Consider the following 26,374-nt stretch of genomic DNA (forward strand, 5'->3'; position numbering starts at 1 on the left):
TCAAGGACATTAGAATGCACTTAATGACACAAACCCCGCCACTAACGTAGATTATATCAATAATGACAATAAGTTAAATCACCATCTACGGCCTTCTAAGCCGTAGGTCACAGGTTCGAATCCTGTAGGGCGCACCAAGTAAATCAATAGGTTAGCACCCTTTTTTTTAAGTTAAAAATCATCCTGTGTCGTATTTGTGTCGTAAACTCGCAAAAGCGGATCCAGTTGCTTCGCGTGTTCCGTTAAATGACTGGGTGCTAAATGAGCATATCTGCGCACCATTTCAACCGATTCCCAGCCGCCCATTTCTTGCAACGCATTCAATGGTACGCCAGACTGAATCAGCCAACTCGCCCAGGTGTGCCGCAAATCGTGAAAGCGGAAATCCGTGATCCCCGCTCGCTTCAATCCAGTATACCAGGCTGCATTGTCGTCAACGCGCATTTTCCTGATTGCAGGCGTCAAGGTGCCATCAGATCGCGTTTTCGCAACCGTATGGACAAACACCCAGCGCGCGTGTTTGCCTCGCTGACCCCGTAACACATTGCACGCCGTCTCATTTAAAGCAACCCCAATCGCCTTCCCTGCTTTGGCATTTTCTGGGTTGACCCAGGCCACTTTTCTTCGCATATCAATCTGTGACCATTCCAAATCCAGTATATTTGAGCGCCTTAACCCCGTAGCCAGCGCAAAAATAACTACCGGTTTAATACTGTCTGGCATACAGTCGATGAGCCGGGTGGCCTCATCGGTCGTGAGCCATCGTATCCGCTTGTTGACCGGTTTCTTAGCTTTTATAACCGGTGCTGATTTGATCCAGTTCCATTCATTAGCGATTATCCTAAAGAGTCCACGAATGAATGACAGGTATTGACTTTTTGTCGCAAGAGAAACCGGTTTAGGCTCGTATTCGGGGACAGAGAAATTTTTCCTGATTGCTGCGTCCCGTTTCGATTCCCATAGTTGCCGGTGTTTTCGGTTAGTCAATGTTGAGAGGGCTAAAAATACTTGCTCCACGGTGATACTTGACACATCTCGCCCCGAAAAATGCAGCAAGAAAAATTCGATTTTTGTTTTATCATCGTCCAGGCTACGTTTGTGGCTCTTCTCATCCAGCCAGCGTAGACAACATTCATCAAAGGTTCTCACTGGCAGATCATCCAGATGATCAACACGCCATGCCTCTGATTTCAAACGGTCATACAACTCCTTTGCTTGCTTCTTGTCCTTTGTACCAAGCGATCGCCTAATTCTTTTGCCTGTCGAGGTAAAGAAATGGCAGTGCCATATTCCCCCTCTGAGTATGAGTGGCATCGTTTGCCTCCTTTAAAAGTGTCATCACCTCCACGTGCTTGTGGATTGCGCAGATAGTCAATACAGGCTGATTTCAGGATCATATACTTCCCACCCTTTCCGTCTGAACGCCGCCCGAAGAGCGCACCCGATTTGATAATTTTGCTCACTGTCCTGGGGGACAGGCCCAATAATTCAGCCGCACCCTTTAGCGTTAATCGTGTATCTTCATCCATTGTCTGTTTATTAATCCTTTATCCATGTTAAAAACGTCATCAATTCATCTGCACCGAAGTGAAAAAATAGTTTGGGCCTCATGAATCAGCGGAAATAAGCTAGATTTAACTGACCTCCACGTTATTTAAGGAATAAAAAAATCCTGGCAAACTTTCTCTGCCAGGATAGGGTTATTGGTTATAAAAACTTTATCTAAGTAAGGTTGCAGGAAATAGTGTGACTAAATCCGGTTGATATGCACATTCTTTAAACTTATTCGATGAACGAACGTGAACTCATTAATTTATCCTGTTCTATATAGAAGGTTTTCTATCAGTAAAGTGATGCAATAAGCACATGTTTTTAATTTTTCAATGTGGCAATCATCGTGTCTTGAGCTATTTCACCATAATGGTCGACAAGGTATTGAGCAAAATGAGCTGCAGTTATACTGTATCCACAATGAGCGCTGACAGACGCGGCAAAGGTTTCAAGTGCTTGGTGAAGTGTCGTGCCAATATAAATCATCTCTGACGGTTCTTTCATCACGTCTTGTAACATAACGCTTCCTTTTTTTAGAGATAACATGTAAGCACTCCACTTGTATTGACAAGGAGAAGCCCTTCGCTAAACGCATTGTTTTTCGAAGAATCAATAAAATGGTTTTATGGCAATCGATGTTTAGGCTTTTTTATCTTCTTGAACCAGCTTCTTAATCGGTTAAACCAATTTTTCTTTTCATTTCTTTTCGCTTCCAAGACCTTATCTTTTAACTCTCGTTTTCTCGCTCTGCTCTGTCTGTTGCTCATAAGAAAACCTCCTACTCAATAAACTGTATCCCGGGGCGTATAAACGCGTGGGGAACAGTGCGGTCAAAGCCGGTTTGATGACAAAAATGTTTAAAGTCCAGCAATGAATGCACTTTCGCCTTTTGGTATAGAATACGAATTCTATTTTCTATTGTGCGATGAGAACGTGCCAATTTTTTACCTATTTCCTTGGCACTCATCGTGCGTAATAAATAAAAGACTATCCTCAGTTCAGATTGTGTGAAGAGATTCGAGGGCGGTTCCAATAATAGCGTGGCAGTCAGCTTGTCCACGTAGTGTGGCAGTGAAATAATAGCCAGTTTTCTGCCATAAAAAACGGTGCCGATGCATTTCTTTCTTTTATTATGCAACGGAAAAGTTTCGTATAAATAAGGTTGCAGTTTCTGTTCACGACCAAAAAAATGCGTTTTAATGAGGGTAATTTTTTGCCCGCTTTTTATAACCTCTCTTTCCAATTTTTGAGTTATTAAAGAAAATTCTGCAATACACGTAGGAAGTTCATCATCACGCCGCCCTATCACATCAAATCCTTGTGGCAAATTGAAAAAGTCAAAAAAAGCACGATTGGTATAAATAAACCGTGAGTCACAGTTTTTTATTCCCCAAACATCTTGACTATTTTCCATCATTTGATGTCAGAGACAATGAACGTAACGACAAGTTAATCTTATTCATAAATTATTCTATGAGTTTTTTTTTGTTTTTTTTCGTGCACATGAGTCGCGAATAAAATAGATAACCGATATTAAAATAAGCGGGGCTAATAGGATGAGAAAAGGCACCGTCATCCAGAATACAACGTTTTCAATCACGGGATTCTTCATCACGGTTTCTCCTTTGAAGTAACATCGGCTTTTGCGTTAAAAATGCGCCTTTTTTCCAATGCAGATTGGAACGTATTAATTACTTAAGCCAGATAATGCTAAAGGGAATAAACAGGATGCCGTAGGTGCCTTAAAGGCACCTATGCTCCTTTTTTATTTTGTAGTACGGGTTTGCTGTTGCTATTTAACAGAACGAGAGTCCGTTCATCTTACACATTGCTGCAAAGCAAACAGCACAAGACGCACATGGAAGATAGTGAGCAATCCATGAAGTGAACGAGGCTCAAATTTGATTTTTGCCGCCTCCAGGGTCTGTTTCACAACTTTGTATGAGATTGATCGCAATTCTGAAATTTCTTTTTGTGACACGCCCAAAGAGAACAGCATCGCCGTTTCAAATTGCACCGGTGTTAATTCAGGAAACACTTCCCGTAATTCAGGAAATTGGGTAATATCGATGTTAGCCATTGTAGCCTCCCATGAGGTTGTGGTGGTTAGCTGACAGGGGTGGTTGCTGCCATCTCTGTTAGCGCTAGGGTTAAGTGATATAAACGGGATTGCGTCACCGTCGCTATTTGTAAGTTGTTGTGGCTATTTATGTTTTCATGGTGAGTGACTCCGTGGGTTTATGATGCGATGCTAAGTTCTTTTTCGTGGGTGAAGTGCCCGTCCCAATGGGTTTTCATTGGCAGCTTATTTTTGCGGTAGAGGTCAAATAATCGGATTGCCCCTTTGCGTAGTAAAACCGGTTGGTATTTGATAAAGTCATCACCGCTATGAATGCTGATTTTATGTTGATGTTCCGTCAAATATCGGTCACGTGCATAAGAGGTTGCACGCCAGCGGATATGGGATTTACTTTCGTTATAAAGCCAATTTCTTTCTGCCAAGCAGTGATTAATCTGTTGTGTATTAATACCGTTGAGCATTTTGCAGAACTGAGTCGTCGTTATTCCTTCCTTAAACAGGTTCTTCAACTCCTTTAATTCCGCTTCCTGTTCTTTGTTCACTAAGGCTAGCCTGGTTTTTTCACGAAACTGTTCTGCCCATGCCATAGCCGCAACAGGGGGGTCTTCGAAATTAGGTAATATGCAGACAGGCCGTGTTGCTTTCTCTTCCAGCTCCCGCCAGCGCGTGGCGACTTTATGGCGAAGTGGAATACTGTAACCCATGACCAATGTCATGGTTAAATCCTGATCAAGTAGATATTCCTGATAGGTGCGACCACTGGCGTCTTTGTAATCGGCCGAAAACTCGGCCGATTGAATGTTAATCGATTCGAACATTTTTCGACAATCATCGAGAACATGTTTATGTTGTTTATCCATTAGTTGAGCAATTTCACGACTAGACATTTTTACTTGTTGATAGATATTAATAACATTTGACATGCAGAATTCCTTGCAAGTGAATTGCGATTAATGACCTCCGATACGTTACCGGAGCGGAGGATTAATTAAGCTTTGATGTTGCGTCAGCGGGGAGTTGGGCTTTGCTTCTATTAACAAAATGAGCGAATACCATCCCATCTTTGAAACAGTCACAAAGACGGCAGGCTAAAGGTGAATTTAGTTTTATTGAAGGCGTATAGTTGCTCGCTATCTGACCAATAACACGCTATGGACGTAAAAAAAACCGCACTACTTATGTATGCGGCATTCGCTAGTTAAGGTTATTTAACACCTTTAACAAAATATTCCCCCGAGGCTGAATCATCATTCAGCCCGTCCGGGTATAGCAGGTGCTAAGACACCTTAATGTAGCAATACTTCAATATCTTGGTCAGAAAGTCCAGTATATTTTTTAATCTTTTCTTTGCTTGCTCCGTCAGCAAGAAGTTCTTTCGCAATCTCGAATTTAGTCTCTTGACGTCCCTGTTGCATGCCCTGTTGCATTCCCTGTTGCATTCCCTGTTGCATTCCCTGTTGCATGCCCCGTTTTTCGCCCCGTTTTTCGCCCCGTTTTTCGAGTTGTTGTGCAAATGTCATAATGTCTTCCTTTGCTTGTGGAACGGAATTAAGCCACAGTGCTAATGACTTGTCCAGATCATCTGACTCTGCCAAATCACTGGCTCTACCACATATTTCAATAAAGTACCTCAGTACGTCTTTGAAATAGTCACGGCTCACTTGTGTGTAAATTGTAGTCATTTTCTCTTCAGATAACAACACCTCTAACCAGGTGAGGGGAGATTGCTTTTCGCGGTAGTGTTTGAATAAGATTTCCATCACTGACGCTAAACCATGTGTATTTATTTCTTCATCTGACATGACCGTTAAATCAATCAGTTGAAAGGGTTTCAGTGCCAATTTTTTTGCTAATTTTGGCTCCTCAAAACATTCCCAGATTGCTCGTGAGTGGGGATAAGGCGATTTTCCTCCGTGATAGAGCACTAAAGGCAACACAATCGGCAATTTTTTATGACCCTGCTTTAAGTGGTAGTTCATCAACTCGACAACGTAACAGAGGATACGAAATGCCATCATTTCATCATCACTGCTTTGATGTTCCGCCAAAATATAGATGTAGCTCAGTTGGCCTTTAATCTTACAACTGAAAACCACATCGCTATACAGCGTATCAGGCCATTTAGGGGATAACTCGTTGGGTACCATCTTTAACGTGGAGATATCAATTAATTTCAGGATCCTCTTTGGAAGATGTGCCTTCAACCAATCCAACGTAATCTGTCGATGCTGTAGGGTGCCTTTAAATAGTTTATCATGAGGTTTCGATATGTCAGGCACGGCATGCTCTCCCTGGGGTTCTCTCTACAATGTGGCGTCGATATTATCGACAGGCAACTCTACGCGTATTTCATCCGGTAGACGATCACTTTTTTTCAGCGGCGTTATCTTCATGCCACTTTGCCATACGTTTTAATCTGTTCGATTTCACGTTCAAGTTCCTGCAGAAATTTACGCACTTCTGTCTCAATTTCCTTGCCCAGTGCTTCATCAAAGTGAATGCGTTTCTTGAAGTAAGCCAATTCCGGTGGCAGTCGATTATCATAGCTGACAAAGTCACACCACCTACGACCGGTACATAGCATTTGCGCATGCATTTGCAGGAGGTATTCTCTTTTGAGTTCGCCGGTTCTTAATGTCTTCAGATGCGTCCAGGTTTTGGGGCATTTAATCTCGAGCAGGCCATCCTCATTAACCAGTCCGTCGGGACTGGCGGCAAATCCCTTGATGGTAGAGTGGTCGACGAGCCCCACTTCCGTGACCTCTACTGCAAATTCACGCAATATGTAAGCCTCACGTGCGACGGGTTCCAGTGCCGTCCCGTGCTTCATGTCGAGCGTGACAAAGGTGTCTTCTCGTTTCCCCGTCAGACGCTGGCAAATCAGCTCGGCCCTGTATTTTTTTCGCGTTGCTGCGTCGCCTGTTTTGACTTTTGCCATCACTTCTGCCAATTTGCTGGCTGTGACCTTGCCGCATCTTGCAGCAAACCAGGCTTCTGTTCGTTGTTCCATTTTTTACCTCGATAAATTGTCTTGTCATCAAAACGGAGAACCCCTCGTAGAGTAGGTCTCTGGTTTGACATCATCTCCCCAGCGACCTCTCGTCAAACCGTGCTTGCAGTTTTCCCGCACACGGCTTTCCGACTGTCTTCTTTCCACAGCGTTACGACGGCACAGGTCGGGCATACCGACTCCCTTCATCTCCGGTTACGGACAGGCTGTACAGCTTAAACAGCCCGTGGTAATCGTAGAACCAGGACGGCGGGTGGTCCCTCCACCCCTTACCCCGTTTCTTGTGCTTCTTCCGCAACATGATGCAGAGTGTCCATATCGTGTAATTCGCTATGCTCAAGAAATGCTTCCTTGAATTACCTGTCTTGAAGTAATTCCCCCATCCGCGAAGAATCGGGTTTACCTTTTCTTTCACCAATGTGGGCCAATCCCAGTGCTGCCCTTTTCGGACAACATCACGGATTTTCTGCTTAACAGACTTCATAGCCTTGGGAGTCGGATAGTAAAAGGTCTTCAACTCGCCCGTCACTTTCGATGGTTGAACTGCGAACCTGTGACCTAGAAAGTCAAACGGCTCTTTCATGGCATTAACTATCCGCGTTTTCTTGGCATTAAGCGTCAACCCAAGTCGGTCTAAGACTTTCTTGGCCTGATCCAGATAAAACTCCGGGCGCTTGCTGCACAAAATCACAAAATCGTCGGCATATCGCACGATATGAGCATCATGCGGACGTTTACCGAACGCCTTTTTCTCCCACGTCGAATCAAGCCAGTGCAGGTAGAGATTAGCGAGCAAGGGAGAACTTACTCCGCAAACAATCTGGCAAACTTCTGCCATATGTTTTGTCTGATCCTGCTTCCAGGCTGGTATCATTCCCGGGATTCACCCGAAAAACCACCACAATTTCATCACGATAAATTTCTATCCGTTTCACCAGCGCACGCAGAATTTCTCGCTTCATCAGAAAATCGTCCGTACTCAGGCGTTCCGTGACCGCAGCAGCAAAATCCTCCACCCGGTTAACCAGTAGCAGCAACTCATGCTGGTTCTCTGTGGCCTGTTTCACCTTCACTCTCTGGCGCGCAAGTTCCGCCAGCCTGAGCGTCATCACTCTGATCCGTGGTTCAAAGTCTGTTTTGCCAATCAGCCCTTCGGCAAAACTATCAATCAATCGGGACCGCCCCACGTTTAGCTGATTTTCTTGCTTTTTCAGACGCTCAGCATCTGCGGTCTGTCCACTGTGCTCTGACGCCTGCGTTAGACGCTGCTCATATTCTTTTTTCAGCCGTTCCGGCTCAGACAGCAGCGCAATGACCTGTGCCCAGACCGTTTCATCCAGCATGGATGTCCTGACCTGTTTATTGTCACACACCCGAATGCCCCCAAAGCGGTAAGCATCCGTCCCAGTACAGTGGTAATAAGAATACTGCGCCCCCCCTTTTGCCGCAGATTTACTGACTTTTTTGCCATAATACGCATAGCGACAGTGGCCGCACACAGTCAGCCCCTGTAAGAGATAAGCGGCTCCCCGGCGCCCCTGTCGTGCATGTCGGCGGTTTTCTTCCAGCTGTTCGTTGACCGTCAAGAAAAGAGCGCTGTTGATGATGGCAGGCACAGGGATCCCGATGCCGTCATCCGGCTTACTTCGTATTACTGAATAACCGTTCTTGAGGATATCTGCACTGTTGCGCGCTGCTCTCACCCGGGGACGGGGGGCGCAGTTTTTCGTTTTTCCGAACACAGCAAGTCCTTTGTAAGCGGGGTTCTTTAACATGCCCCATACCGTACTGCGGTCCCAGCCGGGTTTGCCGGTGGCGCTTTCTATGCCTTTCTCAGCCAGACGTCTGACCACACCGCCTAGACTCAGGCGCTCTATGCCAGCCCAACTAAATATCTTCCTGACCACGGAGGCTTCATGAAGGTTGACAATATACTGTGCGGGTGTCCCGTCCGGCTGCCTGCGGATATACCGATAACCGTAAGGTGCACCGGAAAGGACACCGACATTACCACAGCGTGCACCGTGAAGCTTACCACGCCGGTTGCGCTCCATAATCTTTGCCCGCTCATATTCAGCAAACATCCCCTGCATCTGCAGAAGCATCATGTCTTCCAGCGTGTCGCCGGGGGTGTGACAGATAAAGATAACCTCCACGCCGCAGGCGCTGAACTCTTCCATCAGCAGAGCCTGATAGGCGTATTTACGGGCTAGCCTGTCGGGCGACAGGATGTACAGGCATTCAATATCGCCTGCCGCCGCGTAGTCCCTCAGGCGCTCTAGTTGCGGGCGGATAAGTGTAGCACCGCTGACACCATCATCGATAAAGAGCATGGCGTCAGGCAACACGTGGCCGTCCTCACGGATGCGGTCCTTGATTGCTGCAAGCTGACTGCCGATGGTGCCATTTTTTACCTGTTGCCCGGAAGAAACGCGGGCGTAGAGTGCGACCAGTGCCTTGTTCATAACATTTTGCTCCGTCTAGCGGTTGAGCGGGCAGGAGCCCGGTGAGGTTTGGCCTGGGCCTGGTCGTGAGGGGTAAGCACGTGGTGGTTAACGGGAGTCAGCTGTTCATAAACATCCGTCAGCTGGTCGTCAGAAAACCGGCTGGGCTCGAAAGTGATACGTACGTGTTGTGAAAATGGCTTCGGTTTCATTGCTGAGGGTCACTCCGTGTGCCGTTATCAGTCTCAATAACGAGGGAAAACTCAGTGATGCTCCCATCCGGATGACCAGACTTGAGGCAGCGCCGGTGAAAACGCATGCCCCAGCTTACGCGAAAGTTTGCACTATTGTTTGCGGAGTAATTTCTCCCTTGCTCGCTAATCTCTACCTGCACTGGCTTGATTCGACGTGGGAGAAAAAGGCGTTCGGTAAACGTCCGCATGATGCTCATATCGTGCGATATGCCGACGATTTTGTGATTTTGTGCAGCAAGCGCCCGGAGTTTTATCTGGATCAGGCCAAGAAAGTCTTAGACCGACTTGGGTTGACGCTTAATGCCAAGAAAACGCGGATAGTTAATGCCATGAAAGAGCCGTTTGACTTTCTAGGTCACAGGTTCGCAGTTCAACCATCGAAAGTGACGGGCGAGTTGAAGACCTTTTACTATCCGACTACCAAGGCTATGAAGTCTGTTAAGCAGAAAATCCGTGATGTTGTCCGAAAAGGGCAGCACTGGGATTGGCCCACATTGGTGAAAGAAAAGGTAAACCCGATTCTTCGCGGATGGGGGAATTACTTCAAGACAGGTAATTCAAGGAAGCATTTCTTGAGCATAGCGAATTACACGATATGGACACTCTGCATCATGTTGCGGAAGAAGCACAAGAAACGGGGTAAGGGGTGGAGGGACCACCCGCCGTCCTGGTTCTACGATTACCACGGGCTGTTTAAGCTGTACAGCCTGTCCATAACCGGAGATGAAGGGAGTCGGTATGCCCGACCTGTGCCGTCGTAACGCTGTGGAAAGAAGACAGTCGGAAAGCCGTGTGCGGGAAAACTGCAAGCACGGTTTGACGAGAGGTCGCTGGGGAGATGATGTCAAACCAGAGACCTACTCTACGAGCGGTTCTCCGTTTTGATGACAAGACAATTTATCGAGGTAAAAATGGAACAACGAACAGAAGCCTGGTTTGCTGCAAGATGCGGCAAGGTCACAGCCAGCAAATTGGCAGAGGTGATGGCAAAAGTAAAAACAGGCGACGCAGCAACGCGAAAAAAATACAGGGCCGAGCTGATTTGCCAGCGTCTGACGGGGAAACGGGGAGACACCTTTGTCACGCTCGATATGAAGCACGGGACGGCACTGGAACCCGTCGCCCGTGAGGCTTACATCTTGCGTGAATTTGCAGTAGAGGTCACGGAGGTCGGTCTCGTCGACCACCCCACTATTGAGGGGTTTGCGGCCAGTCCCGACGGATTGGTTAATGAGGATGGCCTGATCGAGATTAAATGCCCCAAAACCTGGACGCATCTGAAAACGATAAGAACAGGTGAACCAGAAAAAAATACCGCCTGCAAATGCACGCACAAATGCTGTGTACGGGGCGTCGATGGTGTGACTTTGTCAGTTATGACAATCGACTGCCTGACACATTAGCCTACTTCAAAAAGCGCATTCACTTTGATGAAGCGCTGGGCAAGGAAATTGAAACCGAAGTGCGAAAATTTCTGCAGGAACTTGAACGTGAAATCGAACAGATTAAAACCTATGGGCGGGTAGCATGAAGAGGGTGTCTTCATCCCTCTGATCCTATGTTTCCAAAGAGGTCATCATATTGTCTGAAAGGTCATTAAACGACAACCCAAATAGGTGTTTAGCGAAAATTTCGCTAATAAATATTCCCTCTGTCAACGCTAAAAATCGACATGAATATTCAAGAATTTATCAGTCATTATAAAAACCACCCCGTTCTGTTTATAGGTACCGGCTTTAGCTTACGTTACCTTAAAAATGCCTATAGCTGGGATGGGCTATTATCAAAGATTTCCTTGGAGTTAACCGACAATGCTGAATTCTATTATGATCTCAAAGCGTCCTGTATGCTATCTGGTGTTTGTCACTTTGATCGCCTGGCGACAAAATTAGAAAAAGAATTTAATCAACGTTTATCTAAAGAGAGAGACGGTAAATTTAAAGAGATTAATACTGTTTTTATGAAAACATGAAAAAAAATATTAAATTAAGTCGATTTAAAATATACATTTCATCCCTATTCTCTCAATTGAAGATAAGAGAAGAGCGGCAGGAAGAAATCAGTGACCTGATTAAAGCAAGGAAAAATATGGGTTCTGTTATAACAACCCACTACGATGGATTGATAGAGAAGTTTTTTAATTTTACCCCATTAATAGGAAATGACATATTACTCAGTAATCCCTACGGGTCAGTTTACAAAATTCACGGGTGTGCCCAAGACCCTTGCAATATCATCATAACGCATGAAGACTATGCCCATTTTAATAATAAATACGAATTAATCAGGTCTCACCTGCTTTCTTTATTTATCCATAATCCCATAGTATTTATAGGTTATAGCATAAGCGACCAAAATATTAAATATTTACTTAAAACGGTGTTTTCCTATGTGAATGTGAACACTGAATTAGCGAAGAGAATTCGTGATAATTTTTTATTGATTGAATATCAGAAAGGGACCGACTCGATAGACATCACTGAACATGACATAGAAATAGAAGGTATGGCAACGATACGGATCAATAAAATCAAAACGGATAACTATAAAGCAATTTATGACGCCCTGTCTCGTCTTGTTCTTCCTGTCTCAGCAAGGGATATCAGGAAAGTACAAAAAGTGTGGAACACAATAATAAGCGGCGGAGAAATTAAGGTAAAAATAACGGAAAACATCGACGATCTAAAAAATGAGGAGAGGGTTATTGCTGTTGGTTCAGAAAAAACCCTCTCCTATGAATGAGAACGAAATCTGAGATGAGGCAAAATTATTTCAGTATCATTGATGAGGCGAAGGGTAAAATGGTAGAGTCATTGAATAAATAAAAAATGCAATCTAACCCGTTTTTTTCTGTTTTTGCATTTAGCGCTATTTGTTCTTTTCTGGATAATGTTGACTGTTTAAAAGCACAACAACTTAAAAAAGTCAATGAACATTTTCAACGTATAGAGCAAATCTGTAAAAATAGCCCTACCTCCCTACGCGCCATTTTATGTGATAACGCTATCTCTGACGCTAGAAAAGAAAATTGTATCATTTATAGCGTATATCGTGACCAGATCCCACTCAACGAAGTGAGAGAACATTTATTATCCTAAAAAAAATGAGACGCCTTACCGTAGATTACTGTGTCTTTATGATTATAAGATATCAAGTCAAATCCAAAGCGCCCGTTGAGCATTAAAACCCTATGGAAAAGTGGCATGAAGATAACGCCACTGAAAAAAAGTGATCGTTTAGCGGATGAAATACGCGTAGAGTTGCCTGTCGATAATATCGACGCCACATTGTAGAGAATAATCACAGGGAGATTGCGCCGTGCCTCAGGTACCGAACCCACATGATGCAACATTTAGGAAGTGCATGAGCAATGTTAACGTTGCCCGTGATTTCCTACAGTTCCACTTACCGCCTGAAATCAAGGAGCAATGCGATTTTTCTACGTTGAAGATCGAACCGGGTTCATTCATTGAGCCGAATTTGAGACAACATTATTCTGACATTGTTTATTCACTCAAAACGAAGGAGGGTAAGCGTTGCTACATTCATTGTCTCATCGAACATCAAAGCACGCCAAAAAAATTAATGGCTTTCCGCTTGTTCCGCTACAGTATTCCCATCATGCAACAGCATCTTGACCAAGGCCATGACGAGTTGCCGGTGGTAATACCGATCCTCTTTTATCATGGAGAAACAAGCCCTTATCCCTACAGTATGGATTGGCTGGATTGTTTTGCTGACAGAGACTTAGCACAAAGAGTCTATTCTCAGCCTTTTCCTTTGGTGGATGTGACCACGATACCCGATGAAGAAATCTTGACTCACCGCAGTGTTGCTCTTCTTGAATTAGTACAAAAGCACATTTATGCGCGTGATATCATAGTGATAAGTCAGTCTATTGCACATTTACTGAATACGGGTTATACAGAGAGTGAACTGGTTAAGACATTAATGTATTATATTGCTCAGAGAGGAAAAACAGCGGATACACCGCAATTTTTCAAAACGATTGTGGAGCACGCACCGACTTACAGTGAGGACATCATGACGATTGCACAAGACCTGAGAAGAGAGGGCCGTGAGGAAGGCATGCAACAGGGCATGCAACAGGGCATGCAACAGGGCATGCAACAGGGACGTCAGGAAAGAAACACAGAAATTGCCAAAGCGCTTCTTAAGAATGGTGTGGATAGGGCTTTGGTTAAAACATCTACTGGACTTTCTGACCAAGATATTGAAGATATTGAAGTATTGCTACATTAAGGTGTCTTAACACCTGCTATACCCGGACGGGCTGAATGATGATTCAGCCTCGGGGAATATTTCGTTAAAGGTGTTAAATACCTTTAACTAGCGAATGCCGCATACGCAAGTAGTGCGGTTTTTTTACGCCCATAGTGTGTTATGGGTCAGATAGTGAGCAATTATACACCTTCAATAAAACTAAATTCACCTTTAGCCTGCCGTCTTTGTGACTGTTTCAAAGATGGGATGGTATTCGTTAATTTTGTTAATAGAAGCAAAGCCCAACCCCCCGCTGACGCAACATCAAAGCTTAATTAATCTTCCGCTCCGGTAACGTACCGGAGGTCATTAATCGCAATTCACTTGCAAGGAATTCTCCATGTCAAATGTCATCACTATCTATCAACAGGTAAAAATGTCTAGCCGTGAAATTGCTCGACTAACGGGTAAACAGCATAAACATGTTCTCGATGATTGTCGCAAAATGTTCGAATCGATCAACATTCAATCGGCCGAGTTTTCGGCTGATTATAAAGACACCAGTGGTCGCACCTATCAAGAGTATTTGCTTGACCAGGATTTAACCATGACACTGGTCATGGGTTACAGTATTCAATTTCGCCATAGAGTCGCCACTCGCTGGCGAGAGCTGGAAGAGAAAGCAACGCGGCCTGTCTGCATATTACCTAATTTCGAAGACCCCCCTGTTGCGGCTATAGCATGGGCAGAATAGTTTCGTGAAAAAACCAGGTTAGTTTTAGTGAACAAAGAACAGGAAGCGGAATTACAGGAGTTGAAGAACCTGTTTAAGGAAGGAATAACGACCACTCAGTTTTGCAAAATGCTCAACGGTATTAACACACAACAGATTAATCACTGTTTGGCAGAAAGGAATTGGCTTTATAACGAAAGTAAATCCCATACCCGGTGGCGTGCAACCTCTTATGCGCGTGACCGATATTTAACGGAACATCAACATAAAATCAGCATTCATAACGGTGATGACTTTATCAAGTACCAACCGGTTTTATTGCGCAAGGGCGCAATCCGATTATTTGACCTCTACCGCAAAAATAAGTTGCCAATGAAAACCCATTGGGACGGGCAATTTACACACACCAAAGAACTCAATATTGCGTCATAAATCATAAACCCACGGAGTCACTCACCATGAAAACATAAATAGCTACAACAAGTTGCAAATAGCGACGGTGACGCAATCACCGTTTTATATCACTTAACCCTAGCGCTAACAGAGATGGCAGCAACCACCCCTGTCAGCTAACCACCACAACCTCATGGGAGGCTACAATGGCTAACATCGATATTACCCAATTTCCTGAATTACGGGAAGTGTTTCCTGAATTAACACCGGTGCAATTTGAAACGGCGATGCTTTTCGCGTTAGGCGTATCACAAAAAGACATCGCTTTATTACGCTCGGTATCCTATCCCGCAGTGAAACAGACGTTGGCAAGTGCAAAACTCAAATTTGAACCGTATTCTCTGCATGGTCTGTTTACCGTATTTCATGTCCGCCTTGCGCTTTTTGCTTTGAAGGGATGTAGAAAGCGATAGCGTCTAGCATGATAAAAATAGAAAAGAGAGTCTCTCTCGTGGAGACTATTCCATTTTATTTTTCTAATTAGACTTTCGCACTGACTAAGTAATTTACCCTCTCCTAAATGGGCGTCATCCACAATGAAAGGGGCTGAATGGAGTTAGGACAGATGATGAAAAAAATAGCAAAGGTCTCAAGTTCATTGCCTCTGACATCAATGATGGAAAACAGTCAAGATGTTTGGGGAATAAAAGACAGTGACTCACGCTTTATTTATACCAATCGTGCTTTTTTTGACTTTTTAAATTTGCCACAAGGATTTGATGTAATAGGACGACGTGATGATGAACTTCCTACGTGTATTGCAGAATTTGCTTTAATAATTCAAAAACTGGAAAGAGAGGTTATAAAAAGCGGACAGAAAATTACCCTCATTAAAACGCATTTCTTTGGTCGTGAGCAGAAACTGCAACCTTATTTATACGAAACCTTTCCGTTGCATAATAAAGAAAGAAATGCATCGGCACCGTTTTTTATGGCAGAAAATTGGCTATTATTTCACTGCCACACTACGTGGATAAGCTGACTGCCACGCTATTATTGGAACCGCCCTCGAATCTCTTCACACAATCTGAACTGAGGATAGTCTTTTATTTATTACGCACGATGAGTGCCAAGGAAATAGGTAAAAAATTGGCACGTTCTCATCGCACAATAGAAAACAGAATTCGTATTCTATACCAAAAAGCGAAAGTGCATTCATTGCTGGACTTTAAACATTTTTGTCATCAAACCGGCTTTGACCGCACTGTTCCCCACGCGTTTATACGCCCCGGGATACAGTTTATTGAGTAGGAGGTTTTCTTATGAGCAACAGACAGAGCAGAGCGAGAAAACGCGAGTTAAAAGATAAGGTCTTGGAAGCTAAGCGAAATGAAAAGAAAAATTGGTTTAACCGATTAAGAAGTTGGTTTAAGACGAAAAAAAAGCCTAAACATCGATTGCCATAATATTCTCTACTCCGTTATTTATATAAGATTTTTATAACTCAATAACTTCATCCTGGCAGAGAGAGTTTGCCAGGGTTTTTTTATTCCTAAAATAAAAGTGGAAGCCAGTTGGATCCGGCACATCCCCGCTAACTCATGGGATTATCCATCGAGTTTGAATCACACAAGTGTAGGGTATCGACTGTATCAATTGATTGTGAAATTCATAGTAATATTAAATAATAATAGCTATTAATATAAATAAGGAGATTACATATCTCTAGCCATATCTAAAAGAAATCATCAATATTATGATGTTACATCATTAATATTCGTCGTGGGGTATGATTATGTTTGCTACTGGTGCTAGTTCCGCAACCTTCTCACCAATTACGTCTTCTACTGTATCAGAACCTGCTCAGATAGACCCTATAAAGAAAAGATTAGACACCCTAATTCAAGGAAAATATGTGCTGGTGTTTAGTGGATTTTCTGGTTCCGCCGGTTATGCAGATCCTGAATTATTTACCAATAAACTAAAAAGCATTCTACAAAACGCAGTTAAGGAACATGGCTACAACAATTTACTAGTTGTAGCAGGTGCCACGAGCAGTGGTATTGGAGAAGTCTATAAAATAGCAGAAGAGATGGAGATTCGTACTTTAGGTATCGTTTCTGAGCAAGCTAAAAAACATCCTAAGGATATATCACCTTCTTGTAACGATGTGGTTTATATCCCTGATCCGGAAAACAATTGGAAAGTGCTATATGAGGAGAAAGAGGAGAAGAAATCCTATATGGTCTACGTTTGTAAGGATAAAGGCGAATTTTATGCCCTTGGTGGTGGTGACGTGGCAGTAAGCGAGTTGATTGAAGCTGAATCGTCGGAGATAAAAACTACAGTCTTAAAATTTGATAGACATCCAACCGACACGGAAAGTATATTGAAAGAAAATCCCGAAGCTGACCCTCACCCCGTGAACACTTATTATGATAACGAAATAAAAGAAAGACCTATGTCAGACCTTTCTATAAAATACGCTTGACCTTAAATTTTTTCTGCTCTTGAGTTGAAATCACCGCTGACCATTTAGACGATAACTAAGATTCTGATCTCCTTCTCCCTCTCCGTTCAGGCCCCCTCCAGGGGGCGAATAATTCACTGAACCAGGACAAAGTGTTGCCCCTAATATGTACGTTATTGCGTAAGCAGCGCTGAAAACAGCGTTCTCATCGAATTTATAAAGCAGGCTACGAGTCAATCGGCTGAACATCGCGCAGAAAATTAGTCCCCTCACTGCCAGTTTCAACAAGTACATAAAACAAATAATCGTTCACCCACTCAACACTTTGCCTGCCAAGCCTGGGTTGAATGATTACGTTTTTAACATGGATAAAAAAAAAGAGGACAACCATGAATACTATAAGGCTTGATGATGAGTTATTTACTCTCACGCAAGCTGCTCACTTTCTACAAAAATCTCCTCGTACTGTGCGCCAGCTAATTAAATCACATCGGCTACGAGCGGGTAAAAGCGGGCAAAACGGTGGGGGTAATTTTGAAATCTTAAAATCAGCGTGTCTTGAATATATCGACAACAACCAACATAATCAGGCCGTGAATGCAGAAGACGGCCTTATAGAAAGGACGACTAGATGGCACTTAAACAGAGGTACGGCGAATACTGGTACTGTGATTTCGTTGAGGCGGGGAGTGGAAAAAGAGTTAGGCGCTGCCTTGAAACGACAGATAAAAAACAAGCGCAGGAGTTGTACGATCAGTTAAAGGCAGAATCATGGAGAGTGCATAAGCTGGGTGATATTCCTGAACATACATTCGATGAGTCCTGTCTCCGCTGGTTGGTAGAGAAAGTACACAAACGCTCACTGGATGATGACCGTACAAAGATAGAATTCTTCCTCAGCCATTTTTCTGGCAAACTTCTCTCCTGGCTCACGGAAGACAAAGTCATGGCAGTGGTGGCGAAAATGCCGAATAGGAAACATCGGCAAATATGGGAATTAAAAAGGGATGCAGCGATAAGGAAAGGCAAGCCGGTTCCAAAATACACAGAGAAACTGGTTTCAGCGGCGACACGTAGCCAGTATCTTTCATTTATCAGAAGCTTGTTGCGAGCCGCGGCTGACGAATGGAGATGGCTAAAACAGGCACCCCCGATCAAGGCCAAGAAACCGCAAAACAAACGTATTCGTTGGCTTACTAAAGATGAAGCAACAACGCTAATAAACTGTATGCCGGATCAATTCCGGCCAATAGTCATTTTTGCTTTGGCGACCGGTTTACGTCGGTCAAACATTAGACCTCTTCGGAAACTCTGATTTATCTAATTTCCATGTTATAAATTGCTGCAATCAGATTAAATCGTAATCCAAAACGTTTTCGCCTGTTTCGATAACGATCTGATACGATTTTAAATCGTTTAATCATACCAATGACATTTTCGTTTAATACACGCTGGCTTGATAACTCACGATTGTTGCGTTTATCTTCTTTTGTTAAGGGATTTTTCTTTGTCTTTTTCTTAGGCAACGCCGAGTTTGAATGGATCTTGCCAAGCCCTTGGTAACCTGTATCTGTCACTGTTTTGATTTCAGGATGTATTCGCACGCCAGACTCTTTGAACAACCTAAAATCATGACGCCTCCCATGAGTAAAGCTTGTACAGATGACTGCTTTGCTTTTTTTATCGACGATCACTTGGGTTTTTAAGGTGGGTCGTTTCTTTTTTCCTGAGTAAAATTGCTTTTGTTTTTTTTGGATGTTCAATCGGCGTTTCTGTGGCATCAATAAGAACGAGCTCATACTCCCTATCACTTTTTAATAAAGCTTTGCGTCCAGAGAGTGCAAAATCAGGATGCTTTATTAGCGTATTTTCTATCCATTTAATCGTTTCATAGCAGGTGCTCTCACTCACCCCATCGCTTCGGCTAACATGAAAATAAGTGCGATATTCCCGTAGATACTCAAGGGCCATTAATAAGCGATCTTCTAAACCCAGCTTGGGTTTCCGACCTCCTTTCCCTTGCTTACATTTATCTGCTTCATTCAATATCTTTATCACCTTTTCAAATGTACTGCGTTTAACTCCGGTTAAGCGCCGAAATTTTTCCTCTTCCAATACCTTTATTTGTTCATATTTCATGGGGGCTCCTTGTTCAGGAGATTTTTAACAACATTCCTACATGAATGCTATAGCAGGCGCCGTATCAGTTGATTATGAAAATTAGAAATAACATATTGATATTAATTAATATTTATTAACAAAAGTGATCATGTTACATGGCGCCTGCTATAGTTTCCGAAGAGGTCTATTATCGATTTAGAGTGGTCGCAGATTGATATGCAAAGAAAGGTGGCCTGGATCCATCTAGAAAACGCCAAAGCGGGCAAGGCAATTGGTGTGGCTCTGAATGATACCTCCTGCAAAGTATTGAGGGAGCAGATAGGTCGTCACTCTCGTTACGTCTTTGTTCACAATACCCCAGGGTATCGTGCTGATGGTACAAAGACGGCCGAAGTGAGAAAAATACGAGTTGATGATAACACAGCCTGGAAAACGGGCTTAAAGCCGGCAGGTATTACGGATTTTCGTTTTCATGATTTGCGACACACTTGGGCAAGTTGGTTGGTTCAATCTGGCGTGCCATTATCAGCATTGCAAGAAATGGGAGGCTGGGAAAGTATTGAGATGGTTCGCCGCTATGCTCATCTTTCGTCAAGCCATCTGACCGAGCATGCTAGAAAAATTGATGACGTGATGAGCCTTCATGTCACCAATCTGACACTTTTAAAACAGGCGGTTAAAAATTAATGATAAAATTGCATGTAACTCATTGATTTACTTGGTGCGCCCTACAGGATTCGAACCTGTGACCTACGGCTTAGAAGGCCGTAGATGGTGATTTAACTTATTGTCATTATTGATATAATCTACGTTAGTGGCGGGGTTTGTGTCATTAAGTGCATTCTAATGTCCTTGATCGACATTCAACGCTGTTCAGTGACGACACAAATACGACACAGTCATTTTCTACAGTTAGGCATTTTCACGAGACCATATCATTTTTAATTTGGATTTCCTCAATATTCAGAAAAAGGTCATGTATTCGATAGGCTTATTCTCTGTCATAATCCATAGTTTTAGCAGGGTAATGGACGATAGCGAAAATAGAAGTTCGTTGCCTGTCCTGTAAACGCACCTTTCAACTGGATTATTCGTATAACACCTGTTAAGTCACACGTGGGCAAGTTGGCTAGTTCAGTCCGGGATTCCTATCTCTGCATGACAAGAAATGGGGGGATGGGAAAGTATTGAAACAACAAGCAGGTACACCCATTTAGCACAGAGTCATTTAACGTAACATGCTAAAAAAATCGACGGGATGCTACATGTCAACAAGACTAATCCAGCACGCGAGAATATTCCAGAATCGTCCAAAACACTGTAATTCATTGATAAAACTGGTGGGTCGTGCAGGGTTCGAACCTGCGACCAATTGATTAAGAGTCAACTGCTCTACCAGCTGAGCTAACGACCCACGCGGCGGGGATTATTCCTTTCTTCGGTGCTACTGTCAAATACTTCATTAGACTTCTTGCAAAACCGTAGTGCGTTATGCAGATTCAAGGCGCCTGAAGCGCCGTAATCTCAATGTAATTTATCTCATATTGTTGCTCTATTAAAAACGTGATGTAATTCCAGAATATCGTGATGCGATTATATCCATCACCATTAAAACCACTGGAAAATTACTTTGAAATGAATTAAAAGACACACTATGAAATTAACGCCACTGGCAATAGGTCGTAAAAAATCTTATTTTGTTCATTAATCGCTAGTTTACTGCTGTTCGTTTAAAAACTATCAGAAAATTAAACATACATTCTATGAAATTTGGTTCACTAAGCGATTTTTCTCTGTCAGTACTTGAAAAATCTACCTTTGAAAATGATGCTCGTGTAGCTAGTAGCTAATAGACATAACAACAACATATAGGTTTATAAGGGGTTACAAAAATAAGTTTTCGGCTCAAAATACAAACAAAATAAAATAATAAGAGAGAATCTGAGACATGACAGAACAAACTGAAATTGATAAAAGCTCTAGACAAAAAGAAGGAAAATATCTGCAACGCGATCTTTCCAACCGCCATATTCAATTGATTGCTATTGGTGGTGCTATCGGTACCGGATTGTTTATGGGAGCAGGTAAAAGCATCAGTCTTGCAGGTCCATCGATTATTTTCGTGTATATGATCATCGGATTTATGTTATTTTTTGTGATGCGCGCTATGGGTGAGTTATTATTGTCTAATCTACAATATAAGTCGTTTAGCGATTTTGCTGCTGATTTATTGGGGTCTTGGGCTGGATTTTTTACCGGTTGGACTTATTGGTTCTGTTGGATCATTACCGGGATAGCTGATGTCGTCGCTGTTACTGCCTATGCACAATTTTGGTTACCCGAATTTTCACACTGGCTCTCGTCTCTATTGGTCGTTTTACTGTTGTTGTCACTGAATTGGGCAACAGTAAAGATGTTTGGTGAGATGGAATTTTGGTTTGCGATGATCAAAATTGTGGCTATCGTGGTATTAATTGTCATTGGTATCATTATGGTATTGATGAGTTATCCGTCCCCTTCCGGCTCTGTCGCTTCGTTTGGTCATCTATGGAACGATGGTGGTATGTTTCCCCAAGGTTTGATGGGGTTTTTCGCTGGCTTTCAAATAGCCATTTTTTCTTTTGTCGGTATTGAACTGGTTGGAACCACCGCAGCAGAGACGAAAGATCCTAAAGTGATATTACCCCGCGCCATCAACGCTATTCCTGTTCGTATTATTATGTTTTATATTTTTTCATTGATCATGATTATGTCTGTCATTCCTTGGAGTTCTGTTGCCGCAGATAAAAGCCCTTTCGTTGAATTATTTATCTTGGCTGGCCTACCTACCGCTGCCAGTGCGATCAATTTCGTGGTGTTAACTTCTGCGCTGTCCTCCGCTAATAGTGGTGTATTTTCTACCAGTCGTATGTTATTTGGCCTCGCACAGGAAGGAGATGCGCCCAAACAATTTAGTCGGTTGTCACGTTATTCCGTACCAATATTCGGTTTAACATTCTCTTGTATTTGTTTGCTAGGCGGCGTGGTATTAATTTATCTTATCCCCAATGTGATCACTGTATTTACTCTGGTGACTACAGTATCCGCCATTCTGTTTATGTTTGTGTGGACAATCATTTTGTGCTCTTATCTGGTATACCGCAAAAAACGTCCAGAATTGCATGGAAGATCCACCTATAAAATGCCAGCGGGTATTTTGATGTCAGTGGTCTGTCTGATTTTTTTTGCCTTTATTTTGATATTACTCACCTTTGAAACCCATACCCGTCAAGCGTTGATGGTCACACCATTATGGTTCGTTATTTTATCAGTAGCATATTGGCTGCTACAAAAACGTAAAGTGAAACCACAGCGAATAGGTCTTCCATATCCGTAGTGTTATTTTTACTATAAATATCATGTGATTAAAACGGAAAGGTCACAGTCGATCGAAATAAGGTCAAAATGCGTGCCGAATTGTCGTGCTCTTCACGTCTCTTCGGTCACCCAAACAACATAAAACTGCCTCACATTTTGTCCCAACCCTGCCTTCTGCTATCACAGTATTTGTCCATCATAGCCGAAGATTTATGTCCCAGTAATTTTTGCGCAAACGTGTTACCTTTTGTCTCACTGTGCAGCCTGGCTGATAAGCTTCTGATTTCGTGAAAAGAAGGGGTCGTGCCCTACCGTTTGCTGCCCGTTCACGGGTTTCAGAACGAGAGAATAAACTCCCCAGCCTGTTCGTTAATTTGTCAAAAATCGCTGAGCCACCGACGTCATCTAATACCATAGGTTAAAAAACCACCAATCTCGCAGCCCTTCATTATGCACAACCTAGCTACGACTGTAGTACTAGCTCAGTGAAGTCAAAGGCAGAACGCTACACTCACCGCTAAATGTGTTCTGTACTTTTTTCCCTTCGGAAAACTTTAACATTGGCGAACCCTTGTTCACGTAAATAAAGCGCTTGCAAACGGCTCATAATACCGCGGTCACAATACAACAAATAAGTTTTACTCTGGTCAAGTTTACTAAATTGGCTATTCAATTTATAAAATGGCAAAATCTGTACTCTGTCCAAGTTCAGGGGTTTCTCTTCCTGCTCATCTTCGGCGCGAATGTCTAACAGTACGTCGTTGTCAGTCAATTGAGTCACAGTTTCAACTTGCACCGATAACTCATTACTTTGCTGTATGATTTCATGGTCAAGCTCACGCATATCGATCTTCTTGGCTTGATTGACCACATGATCAAGAATGGAAAAATCAAAACCAGATTCTTCGGCTTCAATTTGCGCTTTTACTGCTTTCACTGTTGGCTTTTTCGAAATCACACCGCAATATTCTGGCATAGTTTTCGCGAAATCTTCAGTACCAATTTCTCGTGCCAGTTTGATAATTTGCTCTTTATCATAAGAGATCAGCGGTCGTAAAATCAGCGTATCGGAAGCATTATCGATCAAACGCAGATTCGTCAATGTCTGACTGGAGACTTGCCCGAGAGCTTCACCCGTCACCAAGGCTTGTACCGCATAGCGCTCGGCTATTTGTGATGCCGCACGTACCATCATGCGTTTTAGCACCACTCCCATTTGACCATCGGTCACTTTTTCCAAAATTTCAGCGACGATCGGAATAAAATCGATCGTGATAAAGCGTACTCGATGGGATAGACTAAAACGACGCCATAAATGATGAGCAACTTGCTTAACGCCGATTTCATGAACAGAGCCACCAAGATTAAAAAAACAAAAATTCACCCGACAGCCACGACGTATCAACATATAACTCGATACCCCTGAGTCAAATCCCCCCGAAATCAGTGACAATACTTCTTCTTGCGTACCAATCGGGAAGCCTCCTAACCCTTGATAACGTGCTCTGATTAAGGTTAATTTGTCTTGATCTATCGCCAATTGTACTTTTATTTGCGGGTTAGTAAGATTGACCTTAGTATTTTCAATATGTTGGTTAAGGCCACCTCCAACATAGTGTTCCACATAACTTGAAGTAAACTCATGTTGACCACGACGCTTTACCCGCACGCAAAAAGTTTTACCGATCAATATCGTGCGATAAGCTTCCAACGTATGCTCAAAAATATGATGTATATCTGTATAGTACCGTTCTTCAACGTCAAGAATATGGTGAATACCGGGTATACGTGTCAACGCATCACAAATTTCCGGTGACAATTCACTATTTTTTGTGCGCACTTCGATATGATCCCAATGGCGAACAACCGCCAATGAATCATCATAGGGTTTAAGTAGGTTGCGAATGTTAGTGGTAAGAATTTTAGTGAAGCGCAGGCGTACCGACTGACTTTTGATAGTGATTTCTGGGAACAATTTGATGATAAACTTCATGGTGGTTTTTTATCAGGTAGGTTAGCGATTGAAAAATAAATAGACCTCTGGCGAAACCGCAATTTGTAGTACGGGGTCAAGATGTATTGGCTAAATTCCTGTCAATGAGTTATCTATTCTTTTGACCTGTTATTCGCGTCGTAGTATGACAGTATCGGCGTCGTTTGTCATACAGTTCACAGTGACGGTGCTGAACAAATTTAGCGCCATATCTTAGAGCCTGTTCGAAATCTCTTGTACTCGCTGATATAGCTGGACGATATAATTTTGATTAGAACACAAAGATGTGCCATTCCGTAGATTGACTCCTTAACGTATCCATTAGACAATCAAAATTATATTGCCCAGCTATACTCCGTCAAAAACATGCTCAAAGTGCTGATTGACTCTATGTAAATTGCGCTTTTTCGCCCGTTTTTTCTGGTTTTTACCAGATGCCGGTATTAATAGAGACCCCAATCCATTTCTCCATCGCCAATTATTGAGTTGTGTTTTCTGGATATGGCACTTTTTATTGGGTATCAGAACCGTAATGTTACGATTTTTCATCTTTTTTTCAAATGATTACGATCAAATGTCAACAGCTCTTAGCGGAAGCGACATAAACTAATTTTAAGATCATAAATAAAAGTGATCCTGTCACATCGCTCACGCTATATTTTAATCAAGATGACCTAAGAAAGATCATGGTTTTACCTGGCCATTGTCAGGTGAAGTAATCTGGTAGCTATCGTAGCAGAGACGTCAGCCACTGCAGCAGAAAGCCCAATTAAAATAGAGGCGCCCGCTACTACGAAGGAACCGCTAATTTCTCCGATGTTTGCCCAGTTATGTATTGCTTCTACTAATTTATTACTGGAATCACATTCTGACTTGGAATGGATAATCAGTTGACCATGAGCATCAAGCTCGCTTTGGCTAAGCAATTGGTGATTAGTATCACCGTATTGGGATTCAGTGTAGCCGATTAACCGGCCACCAGCGTCGTGTTGACTTTTGGTTACACCATAATTGACTAATTCTCCATTAGCATCGAGTTCAGCTTCAAGCTGAAAAAGCAACTGTCCATCCGCGTCGTATTTTCTCTCAACATAACTGCTGCCAATGAATTGTCTATCAGCATCGTATTTATGGCTGACTACAGTGTGATAGGTTAGTTGTCCATTAGCATCGTGTTTAAGTTCGCGCAGGGAAGAGCACTTGCCCATCTGCATCGGGCTTAGTCTCAAGTCGGAAGAATAACTGTTTATCCACGTCGTATCCTACCTCAATACGACTGCTGCTAACATGTTGTCTATTAGCATCTTTTACAGGATCGATGATATGGAATTTATCTCTAGTGACAATTTGAGGGTGATTTTCAGGTAGATCTGTGATGATCCGAAAAAGGCGAACCGTTGACAAATCGCTACTATTTTTTTCTGCCAAAGGTACGTTCATGCTTTTCATTCAACACTCCGTTGTTTAATAAAATTGCTCGGAAAGTTCATCTTTATATCACATGAGCTCGTAGCTCAATATAAGTAGGTTACTCCTGATTTTTATTCAACGTCAATAGACTTTTTGCAAAACTAGACTTGTTGCCTAATAGTAAAATAAGTAGCCTGTTTTAGTAACGGTATATATAGCTGCGCAATTTAATTTTAGTTGCCTAATAGACACAGATAAGTAGAACAATGGATAAAGGAAGAATCATCTAACTCTTTGCTGTTGTTTCTTGATGCTGGTTTTTTATGAACTATAG

At 42.8% G+C, this 26,374-nt stretch carries 29 protein-coding genes, 1 tRNA gene and 3 pseudogenes; 17 read left to right on the top strand and 16 right to left on the bottom strand.

Annotated features, from left to right (window positions below; genetic code table 11):
• Nucleotides 1-171: 171 nt before the first annotated feature.
• From AAHH42_RS11245 to AAHH42_RS11295, 11 genes are all read right to left on the bottom strand, one after another.
• Nucleotides 172-1,305 carry a tyrosine-type recombinase/integrase gene (locus tag AAHH42_RS11245; protein ID WP_240313899.1) on the bottom strand — a complete coding sequence of 378 codons (1,134 nt, stop codon included), beginning with the start codon at nucleotides 1,303-1,305 and terminating at the stop codon, nucleotides 172-174.
• Nucleotides 1,191-1,529, bottom strand: a complete 339-nt coding sequence (locus AAHH42_RS11250; RefSeq protein WP_119797381.1) for a helix-turn-helix domain-containing protein — start codon at nucleotides 1,527-1,529, stop codon at nucleotides 1,191-1,193. The genes AAHH42_RS11245 and AAHH42_RS11250 overlap by 115 nt, the downstream gene beginning before the upstream one ends.
• A gap of 343 nt (nucleotides 1,530-1,872) precedes the next feature.
• Nucleotides 1,873-2,070: a hypothetical protein gene (locus tag AAHH42_RS11255; RefSeq protein ID WP_342221144.1), complete on the bottom strand. Its 198-nt coding sequence runs from the start codon at nucleotides 2,068-2,070 to the stop codon at nucleotides 1,873-1,875.
• Between the two features lie 104 nt (nucleotides 2,071-2,174).
• Nucleotides 2,175-2,318, bottom strand: a complete 144-nt coding sequence (locus AAHH42_RS11260) for a hypothetical protein (RefSeq protein ID WP_342221145.1) — start codon at nucleotides 2,316-2,318, stop codon at nucleotides 2,175-2,177.
• 11 nt (nucleotides 2,319-2,329) lie between these two features.
• Nucleotides 2,330-2,968: a helix-turn-helix transcriptional regulator gene (locus tag AAHH42_RS11265; RefSeq protein ID WP_342221146.1), complete on the bottom strand. Its 639-nt coding sequence runs from the start codon at nucleotides 2,966-2,968 to the stop codon at nucleotides 2,330-2,332.
• A 399-nt stretch (nucleotides 2,969-3,367) separates the two neighbouring features.
• Nucleotides 3,368-3,631, bottom strand: coding sequence for a transcriptional regulator (locus tag AAHH42_RS11270; RefSeq protein WP_342221016.1), 264 nt, complete (start codon nucleotides 3,629-3,631; stop codon nucleotides 3,368-3,370).
• A 158-nt stretch (nucleotides 3,632-3,789) separates the two neighbouring features.
• Entirely contained in the window at nucleotides 3,790-4,554 is a 765-nt protein-coding gene (locus tag AAHH42_RS11275) for a Rha family transcriptional regulator (protein WP_342221147.1), read from the bottom strand.
• Nucleotides 4,555-4,917: 363 nt separating this feature from the next.
• The gene (locus tag AAHH42_RS11280; RefSeq protein WP_342221148.1) at nucleotides 4,918-5,910 is read right to left on the bottom strand and encodes an Rpn family recombination-promoting nuclease/putative transposase; all 993 of its coding nucleotides are present in this window, start codon (nucleotides 5,908-5,910) and stop codon (nucleotides 4,918-4,920) included.
• A 110-nt stretch (nucleotides 5,911-6,020) separates the two neighbouring features.
• Nucleotides 6,021-6,641 carry a lambda exonuclease family protein gene (locus tag AAHH42_RS11285; RefSeq protein WP_342221149.1) on the bottom strand — a complete coding sequence of 207 codons (621 nt, stop codon included), beginning with the start codon at nucleotides 6,639-6,641 and terminating at the stop codon, nucleotides 6,021-6,023.
• A gap of 151 nt (nucleotides 6,642-6,792) precedes the next feature.
• On the bottom strand, nucleotides 6,793-7,479 hold the full coding sequence (locus tag AAHH42_RS11290) for a group II intron maturase-specific domain-containing protein (protein WP_342221150.1): 687 nt from the start codon (nucleotides 7,477-7,479) through the stop codon (nucleotides 6,793-6,795).
• A complete protein-coding gene (locus AAHH42_RS11295; protein ID WP_342221151.1) occupies nucleotides 7,427-9,106 on the bottom strand; it encodes a recombinase family protein in 1,680 nt (559 codons plus the stop codon). Before AAHH42_RS11295 ends, AAHH42_RS11290 begins: the two co-directional genes overlap by 53 nt.
• 175 nt (nucleotides 9,107-9,281) lie before the next feature.
• On the opposite strand from AAHH42_RS11295, the gene AAHH42_RS11300 reads away from it, so the two are divergent.
• The 14 genes and pseudogenes from AAHH42_RS11300 to AAHH42_RS11360 all read left to right on the top strand — a co-directional run.
• Complete coding sequence (locus AAHH42_RS11300; RefSeq protein ID WP_342221152.1) at nucleotides 9,282-10,100, top strand: group II intron maturase-specific domain-containing protein; 819 nt, start codon at nucleotides 9,282-9,284, stop codon at nucleotides 10,098-10,100.
• A 123-nt stretch (nucleotides 10,101-10,223) separates the two neighbouring features.
• Nucleotides 10,224-10,742 (top strand): lambda exonuclease family protein, encoded by a 519-nt coding sequence (locus tag AAHH42_RS11305; RefSeq protein ID WP_342221153.1) that lies wholly within the window; start codon nucleotides 10,224-10,226, stop codon nucleotides 10,740-10,742.
• A 269-nt stretch (nucleotides 10,743-11,011) separates the two neighbouring features.
• Nucleotides 11,012-11,311, top strand: a complete 300-nt coding sequence (locus tag AAHH42_RS11310) for a hypothetical protein (RefSeq protein WP_342221154.1) — start codon at nucleotides 11,012-11,014, stop codon at nucleotides 11,309-11,311.
• Complete coding sequence (locus tag AAHH42_RS11315; RefSeq protein ID WP_342221155.1) at nucleotides 11,308-12,081, top strand: SIR2 family protein; 774 nt, start codon at nucleotides 11,308-11,310, stop codon at nucleotides 12,079-12,081. The genes AAHH42_RS11310 and AAHH42_RS11315 overlap by 4 nt, the downstream gene beginning before the upstream one ends.
• Before the next feature lie 621 nt (nucleotides 12,082-12,702).
• Entirely contained in the window at nucleotides 12,703-13,602 is a 900-nt protein-coding gene (locus AAHH42_RS11320; RefSeq protein ID WP_205411461.1) for an Rpn family recombination-promoting nuclease/putative transposase, read from the top strand.
• A gap of 361 nt (nucleotides 13,603-13,963) precedes the next feature.
• Nucleotides 13,964-14,317 (top strand): Rha family transcriptional regulator, encoded by a 354-nt coding sequence (locus AAHH42_RS11325; protein ID WP_240313812.1) that lies wholly within the window; start codon nucleotides 13,964-13,966, stop codon nucleotides 14,315-14,317.
• A gap of 27 nt (nucleotides 14,318-14,344) precedes the next feature.
• Nucleotides 14,345-14,728: a phage antirepressor KilAC domain-containing protein gene (locus tag AAHH42_RS11330; RefSeq protein ID WP_240313813.1), complete on the top strand. Its 384-nt coding sequence runs from the start codon at nucleotides 14,345-14,347 to the stop codon at nucleotides 14,726-14,728.
• 167 nt (nucleotides 14,729-14,895) lie between these two features.
• Nucleotides 14,896-15,162: a transcriptional regulator gene (locus tag AAHH42_RS11335; protein WP_342221025.1), complete on the top strand. Its 267-nt coding sequence runs from the start codon at nucleotides 14,896-14,898 to the stop codon at nucleotides 15,160-15,162.
• A gap of 137 nt (nucleotides 15,163-15,299) precedes the next feature.
• Complete coding sequence (locus AAHH42_RS11340; protein ID WP_342221026.1) at nucleotides 15,300-15,731, top strand: PAS domain-containing protein; 432 nt, start codon at nucleotides 15,300-15,302, stop codon at nucleotides 15,729-15,731.
• Entirely contained in the window at nucleotides 15,692-16,000 is a 309-nt protein-coding gene (locus tag AAHH42_RS11345; RefSeq protein ID WP_342221027.1) for a hypothetical protein, read from the top strand. The genes AAHH42_RS11340 and AAHH42_RS11345 overlap by 40 nt, the downstream gene beginning before the upstream one ends.
• 11 nt (nucleotides 16,001-16,011) lie before the next feature.
• Nucleotides 16,012-16,155: a hypothetical protein gene (locus tag AAHH42_RS11350; protein ID WP_342221156.1), complete on the top strand. Its 144-nt coding sequence runs from the start codon at nucleotides 16,012-16,014 to the stop codon at nucleotides 16,153-16,155.
• 329 nt (nucleotides 16,156-16,484) lie between these two features.
• Entirely contained in the window at nucleotides 16,485-17,180 is a 696-nt protein-coding gene (locus AAHH42_RS11355; protein ID WP_342221157.1) for a hypothetical protein, read from the top strand.
• A gap of 368 nt (nucleotides 17,181-17,548) precedes the next feature.
• A complete protein-coding gene (locus tag AAHH42_RS14880) occupies nucleotides 17,549-17,920 on the top strand; it encodes a helix-turn-helix domain-containing protein (protein ID WP_425286297.1) in 372 nt (123 codons plus the stop codon).
• Nucleotides 17,812-18,453: pseudogene (locus AAHH42_RS11360) on the top strand (integrase); the annotation flags it as partial. The gene AAHH42_RS14880 and the pseudogene AAHH42_RS11360, both read left to right, overlap by 109 nt.
• 22 nt (nucleotides 18,454-18,475) lie before the next feature.
• On the opposite strand, the gene AAHH42_RS11365 reads toward AAHH42_RS11360, so the two are convergent.
• A protein-coding gene (locus AAHH42_RS11365; protein ID WP_342221158.1) for an IS5 family transposase occupies nucleotides 18,476-19,298 on the bottom strand; the annotation gives its coding sequence in 2 pieces (ribosomal slippage) (nucleotides 18,476-18,911 and nucleotides 18,910-19,298; 825 coding nt in all).
• A gap of 159 nt (nucleotides 19,299-19,457) precedes the next feature.
• Here AAHH42_RS11365 and AAHH42_RS11370 point away from each other — a divergent pair.
• Both AAHH42_RS11370 and AAHH42_RS11375 read left to right on the top strand, forming a co-directional pair.
• Nucleotides 19,458-19,967, top strand: a pseudogene (locus AAHH42_RS11370) (site-specific integrase); the annotation flags it as partial.
• Nucleotides 19,968-20,379: 412 nt separating this feature from the next.
• A pseudogene (locus AAHH42_RS11375) lies at nucleotides 20,380-20,514 on the top strand (tyrosine-type recombinase/integrase); the annotation flags it as partial.
• A gap of 104 nt (nucleotides 20,515-20,618) precedes the next feature.
• Here AAHH42_RS11375 and AAHH42_RS11380 read toward each other — a convergent pair.
• Nucleotides 20,619-20,694, bottom strand: a tRNA-Lys gene (locus AAHH42_RS11380).
• 534 nt (nucleotides 20,695-21,228) lie between these two features.
• Between AAHH42_RS11380 and cycA the strand changes: the two genes are divergently transcribed.
• The gene (gene cycA / locus AAHH42_RS11385) at nucleotides 21,229-22,656 is read left to right on the top strand and encodes a D-serine/D-alanine/glycine transporter (protein ID WP_072550950.1); all 1,428 of its coding nucleotides are present in this window, start codon (nucleotides 21,229-21,231) and stop codon (nucleotides 22,654-22,656) included.
• 498 nt (nucleotides 22,657-23,154) lie between these two features.
• Here cycA and thiI read toward each other — a convergent pair whose 3' ends face one another.
• The 3 genes from thiI to AAHH42_RS11400 form a co-directional block, all read right to left on the bottom strand.
• Nucleotides 23,155-24,630, bottom strand: coding sequence for a tRNA uracil 4-sulfurtransferase ThiI (gene thiI / locus AAHH42_RS11390; protein ID WP_342221159.1), 1,476 nt, complete (start codon nucleotides 24,628-24,630; stop codon nucleotides 23,155-23,157).
• Nucleotides 24,631-25,322: 692 nt separating this feature from the next.
• On the bottom strand, nucleotides 25,323-25,838 hold the full coding sequence (locus AAHH42_RS11395) for a hypothetical protein (RefSeq protein ID WP_342221160.1): 516 nt from the start codon (nucleotides 25,836-25,838) through the stop codon (nucleotides 25,323-25,325).
• A complete protein-coding gene (locus tag AAHH42_RS11400) occupies nucleotides 25,807-26,079 on the bottom strand; it encodes a hypothetical protein (RefSeq protein WP_342221161.1) in 273 nt (90 codons plus the stop codon). Before AAHH42_RS11400 ends, AAHH42_RS11395 begins: the two co-directional genes overlap by 32 nt.
• Nucleotides 26,080-26,374 lie beyond the last annotated feature (295 nt).

Source organism: Candidatus Fukatsuia endosymbiont of Tuberolachnus salignus (assembly GCF_964030845.1).
Lineage (GTDB): Bacteria > Pseudomonadota > Gammaproteobacteria > Enterobacterales > Enterobacteriaceae > Fukatsuia > Fukatsuia symbiotica.

What these genes read in the sequence shown, in the direction of transcription:
- AAHH42_RS11250 (WP_119797381.1), bottom strand. Translation starts at nt 1,529, where the DNA reads ATGGATGAAGATACACGATTAACGCTAAAGGGTGCGGCTGAATTATTG.
- AAHH42_RS11255 (WP_342221144.1), bottom strand. Translation starts at nt 2,070, where the DNA reads ATGTTACAAGACGTGATGAAAGAACCGTCAGAGATGATTTATATTGGC.
- AAHH42_RS11260 (WP_342221145.1), bottom strand. Translation starts at nt 2,318, where the DNA reads ATGAGCAACAGACAGAGCAGAGCGAGAAAACGAGAGTTAAAAGATAAG.
- AAHH42_RS11265 (WP_342221146.1), bottom strand. Translation starts at nt 2,968, where the DNA reads ATGATGGAAAATAGTCAAGATGTTTGGGGAATAAAAAACTGTGACTCA.
- AAHH42_RS11270 (WP_342221016.1), bottom strand. Translation starts at nt 3,631, where the DNA reads ATGGCTAACATCGATATTACCCAATTTCCTGAATTACGGGAAGTGTTT.
- AAHH42_RS11275 (WP_342221147.1), bottom strand. Translation starts at nt 4,554, where the DNA reads ATGTCAAATGTTATTAATATCTATCAACAAGTAAAAATGTCTAGTCGT.
- AAHH42_RS11285 (WP_342221149.1), bottom strand. Translation starts at nt 6,641, where the DNA reads ATGGAACAACGAACAGAAGCCTGGTTTGCTGCAAGATGCGGCAAGGTC.
- AAHH42_RS11290 (WP_342221150.1), bottom strand. Translation starts at nt 7,479, where the DNA reads ATGGCAGAAGTTTGCCAGATTGTTTGCGGAGTAAGTTCTCCCTTGCTC.
- AAHH42_RS11295 (WP_342221151.1), bottom strand. Translation starts at nt 9,106, where the DNA reads ATGAACAAGGCACTGGTCGCACTCTACGCCCGCGTTTCTTCCGGGCAA.
- AAHH42_RS11300 (WP_342221152.1), top strand. Translation starts at nt 9,282, where the DNA reads ATGGCTTCGGTTTCATTGCTGAGGGTCACTCCGTGTGCCGTTATCAGT.
- AAHH42_RS11305 (WP_342221153.1), top strand. Translation starts at nt 10,224, where the DNA reads ATGACAAGACAATTTATCGAGGTAAAAATGGAACAACGAACAGAAGCC.
- AAHH42_RS11310 (WP_342221154.1), top strand. Translation starts at nt 11,012, where the DNA reads ATGAATATTCAAGAATTTATCAGTCATTATAAAAACCACCCCGTTCTG.
- AAHH42_RS11315 (WP_342221155.1), top strand. Translation starts at nt 11,308, where the DNA reads ATGAAAAAAAATATTAAATTAAGTCGATTTAAAATATACATTTCATCC.
- AAHH42_RS11320 (WP_205411461.1), top strand. Translation starts at nt 12,703, where the DNA reads ATGAGCAATGTTAACGTTGCCCGTGATTTCCTACAGTTCCACTTACCG.
- AAHH42_RS11325 (WP_240313812.1), top strand. Translation starts at nt 13,964, where the DNA reads ATGTCAAATGTCATCACTATCTATCAACAGGTAAAAATGTCTAGCCGT.
- AAHH42_RS11335 (WP_342221025.1), top strand. Translation starts at nt 14,896, where the DNA reads ATGGCTAACATCGATATTACCCAATTTCCTGAATTACGGGAAGTGTTT.
- AAHH42_RS11340 (WP_342221026.1), top strand. Translation starts at nt 15,300, where the DNA reads ATGGAGTTAGGACAGATGATGAAAAAAATAGCAAAGGTCTCAAGTTCA.
- AAHH42_RS11350 (WP_342221156.1), top strand. Translation starts at nt 16,012, where the DNA reads ATGAGCAACAGACAGAGCAGAGCGAGAAAACGCGAGTTAAAAGATAAG.
- AAHH42_RS11355 (WP_342221157.1), top strand. Translation starts at nt 16,485, where the DNA reads ATGTTTGCTACTGGTGCTAGTTCCGCAACCTTCTCACCAATTACGTCT.
- AAHH42_RS14880 (WP_425286297.1), top strand. Translation starts at nt 17,549, where the DNA reads ATGAATACTATAAGGCTTGATGATGAGTTATTTACTCTCACGCAAGCT.
- cycA (WP_072550950.1), top strand. Translation starts at nt 21,229, where the DNA reads ATGACAGAACAAACTGAAATTGATAAAAGCTCTAGACAAAAAGAAGGA.
- thiI (WP_342221159.1), bottom strand. Translation starts at nt 24,630, where the DNA reads ATGAAGTTTATCATCAAATTGTTCCCAGAAATCACTATCAAAAGTCAG.
- AAHH42_RS11395 (WP_342221160.1), bottom strand. Translation starts at nt 25,838, where the DNA reads ATGGGCAAGTGCTCTTCCCTGCGCGAACTTAAACACGATGCTAATGGA.
- AAHH42_RS11400 (WP_342221161.1), bottom strand. Translation starts at nt 26,079, where the DNA reads ATGAAAAGCATGAACGTACCTTTGGCAGAAAAAAATAGTAGCGATTTG.